This window comes from Pseudomonas sp. PDM10 (genome assembly GCF_014852295.1).
GTDB lineage: Bacteria > Pseudomonadota > Gammaproteobacteria > Pseudomonadales > Pseudomonadaceae > Aquipseudomonas.
The window spans coordinates 560323-577338 of the sequence record NZ_JACVBJ010000006.1 but is presented as its reverse complement, the minus strand read 5'-3'; the positions used below and the strand labels follow the sequence as shown (position 1 = coordinate 577338).

At 58.6% G+C, this 17016-nt stretch carries 10 protein-coding genes; 7 read left to right on the top strand and 3 right to left on the bottom strand.

Annotated elements, in window-relative coordinates:
• Positions 1-43 precede the first annotated feature (43 nt).
• Positions 44-421: a histone-like nucleoid-structuring protein MvaT gene (mvaT, locus tag IB252_RS22920; RefSeq protein WP_007933316.1), complete on the top strand. Its 378-nt coding sequence runs from the start codon at positions 44-46 to the stop codon at positions 419-421.
• A gap of 99 nt (positions 422-520) precedes the next feature.
• Here mvaT and sbcB read toward each other — a convergent pair whose 3' ends face one another.
• Positions 521-1951 carry an exodeoxyribonuclease I gene (gene sbcB / locus IB252_RS22915; protein ID WP_192410347.1) on the bottom strand — a complete coding sequence of 477 codons (1431 nt, stop codon included), beginning with the start codon at positions 1949-1951 and terminating at the stop codon, positions 521-523.
• 183 nt (positions 1952-2134) lie between these two features.
• On the opposite strand from sbcB, the gene IB252_RS22910 reads away from it, so the two are divergent.
• The 6 genes from IB252_RS22910 to IB252_RS22885 are packed head-to-tail and all read left to right on the top strand — an operon-like array spanning position 2135 to position 8848.
• On the top strand, positions 2135-2860 hold the full coding sequence (locus tag IB252_RS22910; protein ID WP_192410346.1) for an RDD family protein: 726 nt from the start codon (positions 2135-2137) through the stop codon (positions 2858-2860).
• The gene (locus tag IB252_RS22905; RefSeq protein ID WP_192410345.1) at positions 2857-3834 is read left to right on the top strand and encodes a stage II sporulation protein M; all 978 of its coding nucleotides are present in this window, start codon (positions 2857-2859) and stop codon (positions 3832-3834) included. The genes IB252_RS22910 and IB252_RS22905 overlap by 4 nt, the downstream gene beginning before the upstream one ends.
• On the top strand, positions 3821-5365 hold the full coding sequence (locus IB252_RS22900) for a DUF4129 domain-containing protein (protein ID WP_192410344.1): 1545 nt from the start codon (positions 3821-3823) through the stop codon (positions 5363-5365). Before IB252_RS22905 ends, IB252_RS22900 begins: the two co-directional genes overlap by 14 nt.
• A complete protein-coding gene (locus IB252_RS22895; protein ID WP_192410343.1) occupies positions 5362-6525 on the top strand; it encodes a DUF4350 domain-containing protein in 1164 nt (387 codons plus the stop codon). The genes IB252_RS22900 and IB252_RS22895 overlap by 4 nt, the downstream gene beginning before the upstream one ends.
• Complete coding sequence (locus IB252_RS22890) at positions 6522-7520, top strand: AAA family ATPase (protein WP_192410342.1); 999 nt, start codon at positions 6522-6524, stop codon at positions 7518-7520. The genes IB252_RS22895 and IB252_RS22890 overlap by 4 nt, the downstream gene beginning before the upstream one ends.
• Positions 7517-8848, top strand: a complete 1332-nt coding sequence (locus IB252_RS22885; RefSeq protein ID WP_192410341.1) for a DUF58 domain-containing protein — start codon at positions 7517-7519, stop codon at positions 8846-8848. Before IB252_RS22890 ends, IB252_RS22885 begins: the two co-directional genes overlap by 4 nt.
• A 22-nt stretch (positions 8849-8870) precedes the next feature.
• Here IB252_RS22885 and IB252_RS22880 read toward each other — a convergent pair whose 3' ends face one another.
• Positions 8871-12917, bottom strand: a complete 4047-nt coding sequence (locus IB252_RS22880) for a hypothetical protein (protein ID WP_192410340.1) — start codon at positions 12915-12917, stop codon at positions 8871-8873.
• Positions 12910-16992: a neuraminidase-like domain-containing protein gene (locus tag IB252_RS22875; protein ID WP_192410339.1), complete on the bottom strand. Its 4083-nt coding sequence runs from the start codon at positions 16990-16992 to the stop codon at positions 12910-12912. Before IB252_RS22875 ends, IB252_RS22880 begins: the two co-directional genes overlap by 8 nt.
• Positions 16993-17016 lie beyond the last annotated feature (24 nt).

Here is a 17016-nt window from a genome sequence, read left to right as displayed (position 1 = left end):
CACTGTCACCTGCCATTCAGCGTCCCAACATAAGGTAGTCCTCATGTCCTTGATCAACGAATATCGCGCCACCGAAGAAGCTATCAAAGAGCTGCAAGCCCGTTTGAAGAACCTGTCCCAAGACGACAAACTGCAAACCGAGCTGGAATTCGAAGGCAAACTGCGCACCCTGATGGGCGAATACTCCAAGTCGCTGCGTGACATCATTGCGCTATTGGATCCAGAGTCCAAAACCAAAGCGCCACGCGGCGGCGCAGTAAAAACTACTGGCACCAAGCGTGCTCGCAAAGTTAAACAATACAAAAACCCGCACAACGGCGAAGTCATCGAAACCAAAGGTGGCAACCACAAGACGCTGAAAGAGTGGAAAGCCAAGTGGGGCGGTGACGTGGTTGAAGGCTGGGCTACCCTGCTGGGCTAAGCCGTAGCGCTTGTCGCAGGTTTATCCGCGACAAAAAAGAACGCCAGCATCTGCTGGCGTTTTTTTATGCCCGGTATTCAGCCCCGAACATTTTCGATTTCAAAGATTCAAACGTTTGCGTAATCCTTCGACATAATTCTGCCATTCGTTCAGCACCTCTCGCTGAAACGATGTAGCCGTATTACTCCATTGGGCTGCGGCTTCTGCAAAAGTTTCCAGCGTATTTGGCGCCCCCCACTCAGGTGCTGACAAACGTTGCTGACAAAATAGTCTCCAGCGTTCTTGCTCTTCGAAATTCAACGTATCGGGGAAGTTGCGTGCGCGATATCGAAACAATAATTCGGGCAATCGTTCATCATCGAAGGGCCATTGTTGTTGCGCTAATTGAGCAGGGTCGGCAGACCTGACTTGCTCACAAAGACGCCGATCCCGATCACCGATAAAACCATCGTATAACTGTTGCTCAGGGTCTTGGCTCGAGGTGAAAGCTTCGCTGGCATACATCGCCTGAACTTTATCCAGCCAAACTGTTTGTGCGTCACTTAGCCGCAGCGCGCGCTCTTGGTAGAGCGACATATCCAGCCCCAAACGTTGCTGATCTTCAGAGCGAAGTACCGACAACGGCGCCACCACCGGGCATTTATTGATGTGGATAAGTTTGAGCGGCACCGGCAACTCGCCCTCGGCCAAGTCATCGCGGCGGGTATACAGCCGTTGACGCAAGGTGTCGGCATCAAGGTCGAGCAAGCCCTGAGGGTCCAGGTGCAAATCACAGACAATCAAGGCGTTCTTGTTGCGCGGGTGCCAGGCCAAGGGCAGCACCACACCGATATAATTGCGCGCCGCTGAAAAGCGCCCGGAGATGTGCACCATCGGCTGCAACAGACGAATCTGATCCATCACCTTTTGTTTACCGCGCAACTGAAACAACCAGTCATACAACTTCGGCTGCTTTTCCCGGATCAGACGCGCCAGGGCGATGGTGGCGCGAACGTCCGACAGCGCTTCGTGAGCATTTCCGTGATCAATGCCATTGGCGGCGGTCAGGCGTTCGAGCTTGAGCGTTACCCGCCCCTCGTCGTCCGTCGGCCAAACGATGCCGTCAGGGCGCAAGGCATAGGCTGCACGCACTACATCGATCAGGTCCCAGCGGCTATTACCGCCCTGCCACTCGCGTGCATAAGGGTCAAAAAAGTTTCGGTAAAGACTGTAACGGGTCATCTCGTCATCGAAACGCAACGTGTTGTACCCCGCCCCGCACGTGCCGGGCGCCGCGAGTTGGGCATGCACCCGGGTCATGAAATCGGCTTCGCTCAAGCCTTGCTCGGCCAGTCGGCCGGGCGTGATACCGGTGATCGCACAGGCCGCCGGATGAGGCAGGATGTCTTCACTGGGCTGGCAGTAAAGGTTGACTGGCTCGTCTATTTCATTGAGATCGAAGTCAGTGCGAATCCCCGCCATCTGCAGCGGGCGGTCGCAACGGGGGTTGATGCCAGTGGTTTCATAGTCGTACCAGAAGATAGAGGTCACGGGCTATTCCTGAACTGAAGATCGGCGAAGTCTAGGCGTTCACATCCCGCCCCGGCCAGTAATCTTGTCATTCAATCACCTCTGGCTACGTACCGTGCAATACATAGTTATGTCGTTTCCCCCCGAGAGGCTGCTAGCATCGGACGGACATCGAATCCCGAACAGGCCACATCAAGGTTGCCCATGCTCGAGACCACAGCACTGCCAAGGAAAGCGACGCTGGCCCCGCCACTGGATACGCGGTATCAAGTCGAAACGCCGGAAGGCATCGACCTGCCACTGCGCCCGGCCGGGTTGATGGTTCGTGCGTTGGCGTTCGCCATCGATCTCGGGCTGCGCGGGTTGATCGTTGGCCTGCTGTTCATTGTCCTGGCGTTCCTCGGAAAACTCGGTGCCGGGCTCGGCTCGATTCTGTTGTTCGTGGTGAGCTGGTGGTACATGGTGCTGTTCGAAGTGCTCAACCAGGGTCGTTCGCCAGGCAAGCAATGGATGGGCCTGCGGGTGGTGCAGGACGATGGCACACCGATCGGCTGGTCTGCTTCGCTGCTGCGCAACCTGCTGCGATTTGTCGACATGCTGCCGTTCGGCTATTTCCTCGGCGCCATCAGTTGCCTGCAACATCCCACCTTCAAGCGCCTCGGCGATCTGGCCGCCGGCACGCTGGTGATCTACCGTGAACAACCGCTCGCCCGACCACAACTGCCTGACATCCAGCCCCGGCGCCCGGCCTTTGCGCTGACGCTGACCGAACAACGCGCCATCCTCGGGTTTGCCGAGCGTCAGGGTGAACTCTCTGAAGCACGGGTCAAAGAGCTGGCGGCGATACTCGCGCAACCGTTGCAGGTGTCGGCGTCAGGGGCCGTGGACGAACTCAATGGCATCGCCCGCGGCTTGTTGGGCCCGACATGAAGCAAAGCCTTTTCGAAACTCGCCACAAGGCCGAATGGGAGCAATTTTCCCTTGTGCTTGAACAGCTGGAGCAAGGCAAGGAAGCACAGCGAGTCGCCGGTTTTCCCAGCGATTATCGTCGTCTCTGCCAGCATCTGGCGCTGGCCCAGGAACGGGGTTACAGCAGCTTTCTGATCGATTCATTACAGCAACAAGTACTGCGCGGGCATCAACAGCTTTATCGCCACCGCAGTCGACTGGGTGCCAACGTGCTGGGCTTCATCCTGGCTGACTTCCCGCGACTGGTGCGCGAACAGTGGCGTTTCGTGCTCGCCGCCAGCCTGATGTTTTTTGGCAGCCTGATTGGCTTCGCGTTGCTGGTGTATCTGTTCCCCGACCTGGTCTACAACCTGATCCCGGCCGAGCAGGTCAGCGAGATGCAAGGCATGTACGACCCCGAGGCCGGCCACCTGGGGCGTTCGGCAGAACGGGCGGCCAGCGAAGACTGGGTGATGTTCGGTTACTACATCATGCACAACATCGGCATCGCCTTTCAGACCTTCGCCAGCGGTTTGCTGTTTGGCCTGGGCAGCGCGTTTTTCCTGTTCTTCAACGGTTTGATGATTGGTGCGGTGGCCGGGCACCTGACGCACATCGGCTACGGGCAAACCTTCTGGTCATTCGTGGTTGGCCACGGCGCCTTTGAACTGAGTGCCATCGCCCTGGCCGGTGCCGCCGGCCTGCAACTGGGTTGGGCCTTGATCGCGCCGGGACGCCTGCCCCGCTCCGAAACCCTGCGATTGGCGGCACGCAAGAGCGTGCTGCTGATTTGCGGGGTCATGCTGTTTCTGCTGATTGCGGCGTTTATCGAAGCTTACTGGTCGTCCACGATCGGGGTCGCGCCCATGACCAAATACCTGGTCGGCGCAGCGCTCTGGTTGTTGGTGGCGGTTTATCTGCTGTTTGCCGGACGGACCCGCCATGCGCCTGAGTGACGCCACCGCTGTCATCCGCCCGCGCACCACCTGGGAAGCCATGGACCTGGGCGTCCTGCTGAGCCAGCGACACCGGCGTCTGCTGATGACCAGTTGGGCCATCGTGACCTTGCCGGTGTTCGCCCTGCTCAGCTGGGCGCTGTGGGATTCGCCCTCCCTCGCCGTGTTCATTTTCTGGTGGCTGAAACCGGCGTTCGACCGCCTGCCGCTGTACATCCTGTCCAAAGCCATGTTCGGCGAAACGCCCACGCTGAAGCAGGCGTTGCGCCAATTTCCACGGCTGCTCCAACCGCAACTGTTGGTGAGCCTGACCTGGCGACGCCTGAGCCTGAGTCGCAGTTTCCTGATGCCGGTGGTGCAACTCGAAGGGCTCAGTGGTGAGCCACGACAACAGCGCTTGCAGGTGCTGTTGCAGCGCAACGCCGGTGCCGCGCGTTGGCTGACGATCATCGGCGTACATCTGGAAACCGCGCTTTGGATCGGCCTGATGGTGCTGTTCTACATGTTCTTGCCGCAACAGGTCGAACTCGACTGGAGCTGGCAGACCTTGATCACCGCCGCCACACAGGACTGGCGATGGCTGGAACACCTGACCAACGCCTTTTACGCACTGGTGCTGATTGTCTGGGAACCGGTGTATGTCGCCTGCGGCTTCAGCCTTTATCTGAACCGGCGCACGGTGCTGGAGGCCTGGGATATCGAGCTGGTGTTCCGCCGCATGCGCCAACGCTTGAGCAGCGCCGCCGTCCCCGTGCTGCTGGCAGCATTCCTGTTGCTGCCGACAGCACAAACCGTGTGGGCCGCCGAGCCAGTCATTTCACCCGACACCCCGCGTCTGCTGGACCAGCCACTGACCAGTCAGGCCTCCCGGGACAGCATCAAGGCGATCCTTGATCAGCCTCCGTTCAAGAATAAGGAATCGGTCACGCGCTATCGTTTTGGCGAGGACCAACCCGCCGCCGACACGGCGGACGATGCCCCAACAACCGGATGGCTGGAGGCGCTGCTCAAGCTTCTGGACAACCAACGCTTCGGCGCAGCGGCCACCCTGATTGAAGTGGTGTTGTGGGGTGTCGTGATCGGTGCCATCGGTTTATTGATCTGGCATTACCGTGACTGGATGCAAGCCTTCGTCAGGCGTCGACCGGCCTTGAACAGCAAGGTCACGCGGCCGTTACCGCAACAGGCTTTCGGCCTGGACCTCAACCGCGAAACCCTGCCCGCCGACATCGCCGCCAGCGCCGAACGCCTCTGGCAAACCCACCCTCGCGAGGCCCTCGGATTGCTCTATCGCGGTCTGCTCAGCCATTTGCTGCACGACTTCAACCTGTTGCTCAAGCCCGCCGACACCGAAGGCCAGGTCTTGGAGCGCATTGAACAATTGCAACAACCTGCCTTGCTGGCCTTCAGTAAAAGCCTGACCGGGCACTGGCAGAACATGGCCTACGGGCATCGCCTGCCTCCCGCGCATTTGCAACAGGAACTCTGTGACGGCTGGCGAGCCCTGTTCGGCCCGGGAGCGTCGCGTTGAACCGGCAACGCGGGCTGGCGATCGGCGTGTTCATCGCCGTGCTATTGATCGCGCTGAGTGTTTATCTGTACGTCAAGGCGACGCCCTATCAGACAGACATCGATCACGGCCCCTCGCCTGAAGCCCAAGCCAACCCCTATCTCGCCGCCGAGCATTTCCTGCGCAAACAGGGCTTGTCGGTGAACCACGCCAACAGCCTCGACATTCTGCCCACCCTGGAGCCGCATCAGCACAGCCTGTTATTGCTCGGAGACCGCGACAACATGACTCCGCGCCAGGTCGATCAGCTGTTGAACTGGACCCGGGCCGGCGGGCGACTTTTGTTTGTTGCCCAGTCGCTGTGGGATGAACAGACCGGCCAAAGCAACGACCTGTTGCTCGACCGGGTGCAGCTGCACCAGTCGCTGAGCAAAGACCTCAAGGACCCGCCGCCCGCTATCGACGACGATCCTTACCCCAAGTTGACCAAGCTGTATCTGGAAGACGAAAACGCGCCGGCCTACGCCAGCTTCGATACCGCGTTCCATCTCGAAGACCCGATAAACCTCGCGCAAGCCTGGGCCAACAGCGGCAAGGCCACGCACATGATGCAGCTCAATCACGGGCTCGGTTCAATCATCGTGGTCACCGACGCCGACCTGTGGAAAACCCCGACGATCGACCAGTACGACAACGCCTGGCTGCTCTGGTACCTGACCGCGGACACGAACGTGACCCTGCTGTTCAACACCGATCACGACAGTCTGCTGACCTTGCTCCTGCGCTATTTCCCCCAGGCACTGGTCGCCCTTTTTGCCCTGATCGGCCTTGGCTTCTGGCACGTCGGCGTGCGCCAGGGTCCGCTGCTGGAACCAGCCCCAAGAGCCCGCCGTCAACTTCAGGAACACCTGCGCGCCAGCGCCGATTTCATGTTGCGCCGCAACGGTCAGCAGCACCTGTTGCACGCCTTGCAGCACGACATCTTGCGTCGTGTGCGGCGCCGTCATCCCGGTTTTGAACAACTCGGCGTTGCCGAACAATGGCTGGTGCTCGCACGCCTGACCGGCCAACCCACACGCGCTATCAGCCAGGCCATGAGCCCGCGACCGAAGCAGCGGCTGTCCAACGCTGAATTCAGCCGTCAGGTCGCCCACCTGCAAACCTTGAGGAATGCCTTATGAGTGAGATCGAGCCCGGCACACTGAACCACGCTGCGCAGCAACGTCAGCGCGCCAGCCAGCTGGCCCAGGCGGTAAGAACTGAATTGCAAAAAGCCGTGATCGGCCAAAACAGCGTGATCGACGATGTGCTCACCGCCCTGATCGCCGGCGGCCACGTACTGCTCGAAGGCGTGCCGGGGTTGGGCAAGACATTGTTGGTCCGTGCCCTCGCTCGCTGCTTCGGCGGTGAATTCGCGCGCATCCAGTTCACCCCGGACCTGATGCCCAGCGATGTCACCGGGCATGCGGTGTACGACTTGCAAACCGAGCAATTCAAACTGCGCAAAGGGCCGTTGTTCACCAACCTGCTGCTGGCCGACGAGATCAATCGCGCCCCGGCGAAAACCCAGGCCGCACTGCTCGAAGCCATGCAGGAACGCCAAGTCACCCTCGAAGGCCGCGCCCTGCCGATTGCGCAACCGTTCATGGTGCTCGCCACGCAAAACCCCATCGAACAGGAAGGCACTTACCCGTTGCCGGAAGCCGAGCTCGATCGCTTCATGCTCAAGGTGCGCATGGACTACCCCGACGTCGATCAGGAACTGAACATGGTGCGCCAGGTCAGCCGCTCGACACGCGCCGACATGCTCGACGTGCAGCCGTTGCGAACCGTCCTGCAAGCCAAGGACGTGCTGGCCTTGCAGCGCATCGCCAGCGACTTGCCGCTGGACGATCAGGTGCTCGATTACGCCGTGCGCCTGGCCCGCACCACGCGCACGTGGCCGGGCTTGACCCTCGGCGCCGGGCCTCGGGCGTCCATCGCGCTGGTACGTTGCGCCCGCGCCCGCGCCTTGTTGCGTGGCGGCGATTTTGTGATACCCGATGACATCAAGGGCTGCGCACTGTCGGTACTGCGCCACCGGGTGCGCATTGCCCCGGAGCTGGACATCGAAGGGCTGGAGGTCGATCAAGTGCTCAAGCAACTGCTCGATCAAGTGCCGGCGCCACGCCTGTGAAACCCTCGCGCCTGCTGCTGATCTGGCTGGCAGTATTGCTGGCCATCGGCATCGTGCTGGGCGCGTTGCGGGCATTGGACATCGAGGTTCCATCGAGCCTGTTGTCGATCCACTGGGGATTGTTATTGGCGCTGCTGGCCCTGGTGATACTCGACGCCGTCCGTCTCAAACGACTGCCCTCGCCCCGACTCCACCGACAAATGCCCGGCAGCCTTGCACTCGGTCGATGGGGTGAAGTGCGACTGGAGGTCGAGCATGATTTTGCCCAACCACTGAACATACAGATTTTCGACCATGTGCCGCACGGCCTGAGCTTCGAAAACCTGCCCCTATCGGTCGAACTGCAACCCGGCCAGCACAGCCAGATCGGCTATCGGCTGCGCCCGCTAAAACGCGGTCATTTCACCTTCGAACACTGCGAAATCAACCTGCCGAGCCCATTGGGCCTGTGGTCTGACAAACGCCTGCTCAGCGTGACCGATAACGCCCGCGTCTACCCCGACTTCGCCCGCCTCTACGGCGGCCAATTATTGGCGGTGGACAACTGGCTCAGCCAACTCGGCGTACGCCAACGCCAGCGTCGCGGCCTGGGTCTGGAATTTCATCAACTGCGTGAATTTCGCGAGGGCGACAGCCTGCGCCAGATCGACTGGAAAGCCACCGCCCGCCAGCGCACTCCAATTGCCCGCGAGTATCAGGACGAGCGCGACCAGCAGATCATCTTCATGCTCGACTGCGGCCGACGCATGCGCAGCCAGGATGATGAACTGTCGCACTTCGACCATGCCCTCAATGCCTGCCTGCTGCTCAGCTACGTCGCACTGCGCCAAGGCGATGCGGTAGGCCTGAGCACCTTCGCCGGAGACCGACCGCATTACCTTGCGCCGGTCAAAGGCACCGAGCAACTCAAGGTCTTGCTCAACGCTGTCTATGACCTCAACAGCACCCAGCGCCCAGCCGATTATCAAGTCGCCACCAACCAACTGCTGGCCCGACAGAAACGCCGGGCACTGGTGGTGCTGGTGACTAACTTGCGGGATGAAGACGACGATGACCTGCTCAACGCGGTCAAACGCCTGGGCAAGCAGCATCGAGTACTGGTGGCGAGCCTGCGCGAAAACTTGCTCGACACGCTGCGACACACACCGGTGCAGACCTTGCAGGAGGCGCTGGCCTACTGCGGGACGGTGGATTATTTGAATGAACGGGCGGAACTCCATGAGCGGTTGAGTGCTCACGGGGTTCAGATGCTGGACGCTCGGCCCGGGGAGTTGGGGGCTGAGTTGGTGACGCGGTATTTGAGCTGGAAAAGAGCCGGGATGCTGTAGTGTCTTCTTACATATTTAAACGTTAACGGGGAATAACCGAGACTATCAATAACTTGGTGTCAATTGGCGTGCCATGCAGGTCGCGGACCTGCGCCTCGATTCTCATGTCGCCAACGACGTCGGCGGAAAGATTTTTATAAGTCAAACCGTCTGTGTTGGTTTTCGTCGGTAAGCCTTGCTCAATACCACCTTTAAACCAAAATACCTCTACGCCATCAACAGGTTTGTCAGTTGCTGAAGAAACGATAATGGCATAGGCGTACACCGTTCCCCCAACCGTCACAACGTCACCACCGTTTGACACCAGTCGCCGCACCTGAAGACTATCCAATGTAACGACCAATAACTTCGCATCCCAACCACCGATTCCGCCCTCTACAACAGCCTCCAGCAAGCCTTGTTTTACGAAGGGAAGTTTGAACGTTGCACCGGCGATACCGTTCGAGTTTGTCTTGCTCGGGGCTATCGATACACCCGGAAAATCCCACTTCACCCATACATTCGGCAATGGCTCGCCTGTCCTGGCGGAAACGATGGTTGCTAGCGCAGAGAACTCTTGTTCTGGATAACCCGGAGGCCCAACGCTAATTAGTTCTTTTACTTTGCGAGGTTCGTTCAGCGTAAAGCTCAAGGAAACGGAATCCGAATTCAGCTCACTCCCCACCGTCGCGGTCAGCTCAGCCACACCGGGCATGATTGGAACAAAGCGCACTTTCGCCACACCGTAAAAGTCTGTCACAGAGGTCGCAATCCCGAGGTCGGGACTGCGCCAGGTCACCGTCACCCCTACCATTGGCTTGCCACTGATGGTCGATACCACACTTACCTTTTCGACAAGTTCCTGCCCCCAGTCCAATGTCTGATTAACGCTGTTGCTCGCGATAATTTTCAGCACCTGTGAGCCTTCGCCCAAGGACATCGCGCTCGCCGGGGACAAGCTTGCCAGGCGCTGCGACGACAGGCGCAACGCAAAACTGCCGTCCTTCAGATCGCCCACCTTGAATAAGTATTGCAACCCCACTCCTTCGTAGAACGGCCGTGGCACCCCAAGCCCGTCCGACAAAAAGCTGATACCCAGTTCGGAAGGTCCGGTTCCGGTCATTCCCAGCATCAATTCATGATCTAACAGTGGGCTATTACTTGGCGCCATCAGATCGATCGTGTGCTCTCCCTTGCGGCGCGGAAAGTAGGTCTTTTGGCCCCATGGCTGGAACGGTTGCTTGTCAAAACTGACCATCATCCCCTCCCACGGATCGCTCTCCAGCGCGGTGGCCGTCATGGTGTGTTTCTCTGAATAACCGTCGTAAGGACTCTCCACCAACGCCTCCACCTGATGCTCAGAATGAGCATCAGCGGGTGCAAAGGCAAAGCCGGACCAACCATCAGCATCGGTTTTCACCACGCTCGGAATGCCCGATGCCGACCAGGTCACCGGCACCTGATCCACGGCGTGACCGGTGAAATGGGAGAACACCTGAACCCACATCCACGCAGGATCCTGCCCCACGACCGGATCCACCGTCGATTCGCGCCACGCTCCAATCCTGACTTTGTTATGCGCCAGCGCCATCGGCTTTGCAGTAGCGGCAAAGTCCAGCTGAGGCAATGCCAACGTCAGGGCAAACTCGCCCGGTTGCACACTTTCAGTAAAATCCAGCTTCCAGATCGCGCCTCCGTCGCTGATGACCTGAGGAAGGTTCAAATCAGGTTCGACGGTTGCCCCCAGTTTTTCTCCCGTCCATGTCAACGTTGACATCAACCCCACCAGCGGGCTCAGCGCATTGGGCAATACGCTAAAGCGGTGGCAGGCTTCCAGACAGGGATGGAGCATTTCCCCGTCCAGCGCTGCCGGTATCTGATCGAGCATCAGGCTTAATTCTTCTGCCAGATCTACCGATACCAATCGCCCAGACAGTTCTCGAACGGTTGTAATGCCGTCCAGGCGTAGCTCCAGCTCAAACAGACTGCTGATGCTGTTATTCGCCTGTGAGACGAGTTTCCATTCCGCACCTGCTGCCTCTAGAAGCTTGGGCGTCCCTAAATCACTGGGCACCAGCCCGATATTCGGTGCCGCACCGCGCCAGTGCAAACTGATGCTTTTACCAATCCACCCACTGCCGGTGACAGGCACAACCTTCAAGGTATGTGTTTGACCACGTCGGCAGAGCACGCCGAGCGTAGCCCGATCGACTTCCATCCCGTCCAGGAAGATCCTGACCTCTCTTTTCCAGGGACTGGTCGCAATAGCCTTCACCTCGAAAACATGCGGCTCAACCGCAACGGCCTCCGCGTGGGCCTTGATGCTGGCCGTGACAATCAGATCCCCGGCGCTATTGGGCGTATACAGCAAACTGGCCCAGCCACCAGCCCCGGTAACAGTAGGAACAGTTCCAAGGGGAGTCTTCCAGTCGACCAATGCATTGACCACCGCACCACCATCACCGCTGGCAATGACATGCACCACCTGCACCCGCAACAACACACTTTCCTGTTCATCCACCACTGGAGACTTGTTGGCTTCACGCACCTGACCGACCTTGACCAGATTGCGCGCCAGCGACATGCGTTTTTTCGGCGAAGGCAGCAACAGTTTCGAGCAAGCCAGCGACAGATCGAACCGGCCGTCCAGTCGGTCTTTGCTCGTCAAGCTCCATACCGATTCAGTGCCAGTTACCGGCACCGGATGCTCTAGCGCAGGACTGACGGCAACCCCCAGTTGCTGATGGGAGTCACCACTCCAATGCAATGACAACTCCGTCCCCGACAATGGGCTGCCCGACGCCAGTTTTATTTTGACGGGATAATCCGCCCCGCGATTGGGGTAACCGGTTTTTTCCTCCCAGCGCGTCTCCCCCCCATCGGCGACCACCAATACGTCCTTCCACGGGTCCGTCTCCAACACTCGGACCGCAAATGTTTGAGTCACGACACCCGCGACGTAATACAGACTCTCAACCGATGCCTCTATGTCGAATTCGCCTTGCTCCGTCGGCTGATAGTCAAAGTACGCCCAGCCTTCATCATTGGTAACGACGGCCGCTCTCACCCCTTGTCCCGCAAGCGTCCAGTTCACCGTCCGCCCGCTGAGAGACTGCGCGGTGTAATAAGACGCCACCTTGACCCCCAGACGAACACTCTGACCGTATTCAAGCACCGGATAATAGGCCGCCTCGATCGCCTCTCTGAACACCAACCGATGATGCCCGAGGGATACGTTTACCGGGTAAGGCTCGGCGGTGTACTGGTTATGCAGCTTCATCGAGAAGAAGTAGGGCCCCTCATCCCCGATCCACGGGCAATCAAGTTGCCATTGATCCTCAAGCGGGTGATCCACGCCCCAGGCAGGCTTCGCGACAATTGCACCTATCGGGTTATCGTCGCTGGTCAACGCGGCTTTGGTACCCAGCCAGGCGTTGCCCGGCGTGAGGTCGAATTTCAGCTTGTGAGCAAAGCTCGCAGATGCCCCCAGGCATAAGTGCAAAGTCTGCGACGGTGACACCTGCTCCTCATCAAGCGTCAGCCGTTGCATTACCGCCGGCTCCAGATGCAATTGAAGCTTGATCCGGGTAATACACACCCGCGACCAGTCGTCCCCAATCTCGTTGGCCGGGCTGAACACGCTGACGGTGATGGTGTCTTGACTGTGGAACGGCAGATCCAGGTCGACTTCGTACTCGATCGGATTGAACGCCAGCGGCTGCCCACTCTTAAGACGCGCCTGATCCTCCTCCAGATCCCGGAGTTTACCCGGCCGCAAGGGGATCTCCAGCTTATCTACCCCCCCCTCGATACTGATGACCAGCCTGCCCGCTTCGGTATGCCGCATCTCGCACAGAAAACTGATGACATACCGAGCTTGAGCGCCAGGGTCTTGGGGAATCTTCAGCGCCTGGCTGACCGAAGCCTGATTACCGGCCTCCAGTAAACGAATCGGGATACCCCCATAGACTTCATCCACAGTGCCCAGCCAATCCGCATTGACCGGCCCCTTTTTCCAGTGGCTGAGGCCTTCCTCGAAATCACCATTGAGCACAAGGCTCTCATTGGCCAGGACAATCGGTTCATTCATGGCTGCCAGCTCCTTTGGTATTGGGTGTATTGGCAATCGTCTCGGCTCTGGTCACCAAGTCTTCCACGGTTCGAATGAAGGTCGGCTCCCCGGCTTTGGCCGTGTAGCGGACGCGCACAATGACGTCTGTCAAAGAAGCGAGCAGGGAGGACTGCGGTTCTTTGTTCGGCCAAGGGAAGTGCACCCTCCACTGAGAGACCACCCCGGTGTTTTCGAAGGGGTTGAGCAAACCTTCATCAGGTTTCATCGCCGTCAAGCCGTTGTCTGCAATGCCCATCGACAACGCTATTTGCTGACCACTGCGCAGATTGATTTGCACGTCGGATGGAGCCACAGCGCCATCCGGCTTGTGCAAATACCTCACCGACGCTGTCGATGCCTTGGTTGCGGTCATGCTGCTGATCTGCAACAAGGTGGCCCGCACGTCCTGGTAAGGCCCGGTCAGCACCGGCAAATCGACCTCGACCGAGCTGATTTGCCGGCAGAAATGCCCTGGATAATCACGATCAAAAAGCAATTGCGTGAGCCTGAACTCCAATGTTCCTTTACTCGTCAACCGATCCAACGCCTCCTGCCAGGTGGTAACCCCCGGCTGCGGCTCGATCGTGTCCTCGAACAATTGCCGAAGCGAAACGGTTTTGACCAGTTCCAGCCGCCGCTCATACCGTTGCAGATACTCACATTCCATGCGCAGCAAATAAGAGCGCAGGTGGTCGCCTGCGGTCAGGCCGTGGCGGTTGTCCAGCCAGACCTGGGGCAATGGAATCTGAGAATCGTAATCGCCTGTTTCGGCGCTCAGCGACGCCTGGGCGCTGAGGCACAAACTGACAACCGCATCGTACGCCTGGTAGTGCAACGCCTTGAACTGGCCGAGCAACCAGCCGAACAGTTCAGCATTGGTCGCACGCTTCTTGAGGAAGTTGTAAACCGTCAACGACTGACTATTGGCCTTGAGGGTTTGCTCCAGGCTGGTTTGCGCAGCTTGTACGGCGTAGTTCTGGGCGACGATTTGCGCATTAATTGCGCGGACTTCCGCCAACGCCTGATCGCGTTGCAACTGCCAATCCTTGCGGCGACGGCGGTAGCCTTCGGTGGCGGCCTGTTTGTCTGCGTCCATTTGCACCACCGACGAGCCGACGCCCAATCCGAAGACAACCCCATCAACAATTTTATCGAGGCGATGCCCACCATTCGAAAAACCGAAAATGTTAGGCAAAGAGGCAAGAACCGCGCCGGCGGGTTTGATGCTTGCGGCGGCCAACGACAATTGTTTTGACAGATACAGATTTTCCATGACCTCGTATTCAACCGCCGACACATTCTCGTCATAGCGTTGTGCATAGTCATCAGCCCGTTCCTGCGCGACTGCCCGGCTTTGCTCCAGCGCTGTCACGTTCGCTCGCATTTGGGCGATGGCTTGCTCCTGTACGGTCTTGGCGTAGGTTCCGAGCTCCACCAAATGGGATTGCTGCATTTCTTCCTGTTCGGCGCGATCCCGTTGTTCAAGCAGGCGCAGCACCTGATTGCCGTACTCCTGCAGGACCTGCACTGCACGCAACGCGACATCAAACGTCACGCGCCAACGGAACGCACCGACCACCAGGCGCCCCCCCATCGGCCTTGGTCCGCCCACGCCTCCAGACGCAAGATCACGCAACAGTTGATTGGGATCCGTGGGTGGGCTGAAGAGCGGTATATCCAGTGGTTTGCCATCCAGGGTCAGATTGTGGCGCAGGTTATGCAAACGTTGATTCGGCAAGTCATACAGTGCAAGCAACTGCTCATTGATCGGACAGGTGAACGGTTCGTTTGCCAGTAGCCCGAGTTCGAGCGGCGCCTCGGTGGCGGCGGGAAAATCCGCCAGGCTGTACTCGAAGGTTTTTTCGAACCGCTCGAGCGCCGGTCGTGAAGTACTGTTGTTTAACAGATTGCTCAGCGTGTCTGCTTGCCAACGGTTCGCCGTTCGCACCAACGGCGGTTGGCCCATCAGGAATTCAGCCTGGACATAGCACAGCTTTGCCGCCACCAGGCTATCGCGGGTGAGTTGTCGGTAGTACCAGTCCCCCCAGGCCACCAGATTCTTGACGTAATCCGTGAACACCAGAACCTTGAAGTGATAGGGCGCGGAATAGCCAATAGCGTCTGGATCGGTCGGGGCTCGGGTTTCACAGCCCACATTGCCTTTGACGTTCAATGGACGGCAGCGCCAATACGCGGGTTTTGGATTCAGCCTTGAGGGGGTTTCCGGATCCGCCGGCGCCTGCGGATCAAACAGATAATGCAGCCATTTTTGCGCCTCCAGGTAACGATCCTCTGCCCGTAGACGCGTCGCGATCAGATGAGGCACATGGAAAAACAGCTCCCAGAAAAACAATCCGTTGGCGCCATCGAATGCACCGTTCGGCTCGTTGAAAGACGCTGAAGCCGGAGGTGGTTCTTGCAGAAACTGTGTGTCCCAATCCAGTACGGCATCGACGGAAATGTTCGAACGCTGCACCAGTTCCGGGCCGAACAGTGAGTTCAGACGGGTGAATTGGAGCGTCAGGTTTGGCTGTCTCAGTTCTAGAAACTGTGCCGCATCGCGGCTGTTCTTGTGCAACCTTGGTGCAATGAAGTCCGTCACGTTGATGATCGTCAACTCAAACTTCATGCGTCCTTGGGAAGTGCCTGCTGCCCCGCCAAAGAAAAAAGTGGACGGCTGCGGCCATGTACCTTCATCGCGACTGAAGGTCTGCCAATCAGTGCTCCAACCGCCAGCTAGCGGGAAGGATTTTTTAATTGGAGCCGGATCTCCACCGCCATGACCTTCATACGTCAGCTCGAGCTCGACGTCGCTGCCGGTCAGCCCTGTAGGCCTGCAAATGCCGCGGACGAAAAGAACATCTTTGTCACCTTGGCGAAACGCCAGAGCCTGCAGATCCAGGTAAGACGTCAAGGTGCCCGCTGTCTGGACAGTGGGCACAACGCTCGGCTGATTCATCAGCGGATGCTGAACCGTCTCGGCAGCGATAAAGCGATGCTGTGCCGCGTAAATCAGCCAGCTGCCATCATCGCCGGTCAATGGTCGTAACAGCACATCACGCACTACGTACTCGTTGAGGGTAGTGCCATTAGTCAACAAGACGCCAAGCTTGCCTTTGGGGTTTTGATAATCAGCCCATACGGTCGCAATCAGCCGGGCTCCTGCTGGGGAGTCATTGGGAGGGGTGGAACTGTGCAGGCTCAACGGCGCCAACCATTGGCCATTCTGCGCCATGAAAGCCACGTTGATGTCCAGTTGATGCGGCAAAAACTTGTCAGGTTCCTGCCCCGCCACCTTGTCGCGCCACTCGGCCCACACCAGGCACAACCGCCCGTTCCAGAACACCGGACGCATGTCCAGCACCTTCGCCCCCACGGGAACATCCGCCAGCTGCCACTCACTCCATGCCGCCGGATTGATGGCAACATCGCCTGCCGAGAGCTCCACCTCGGCCTTGCGCCAGAAGTACCGTGGGGCAGACGAACGCTCGCGACCGACAAAGTAATAATCGGCACGCGTGGGCGAAGCTCCGTCCATGTAACTGCTGATCACATCCAGGTTGCAGGTCTGCTCGAACGTTTGCAGGTACTCCCCCAAAGCGCGCTGAACGGAGTCGCTGTTCAACTGGGTCTGGTTCAGGTTGTTTTCAAGGGTTTTGAACAGGCTGGTCTTGCGCTGCCGCACAAAAGGGTTAATGAAGTTTTCCGGATAAAGTGCTATCAGCTGTAGCGCTGCCCAATCCGGGTAATTGCTGTAAAGCTCCCAGGTGGCCAGATCCCGCTTGTCGAATTCAATCGTCTCATAGCCCGGTTCGAGCTTGCGGTACGCGGCATGAATGAACTGCTGGGCACAGCTCGTCGCTTCGGCGACCCAGGAACTCTGAACCGGGTAGCTGTCCAGCGGGTCCATGCGCAGCAATTCGAACAGGTCTGCCGGGGTTCGCAGGAAGGCGTACGGGGGATTATCGCCTTTTTTTCCGATTTGCCCGATGCAGTACTCGACCAACGCATTACGTCGTTTTTCGAGCAATCCAGCCATATTGTTCAGTGCCATGATCTTTCCTCCAGAGGGTTTGAA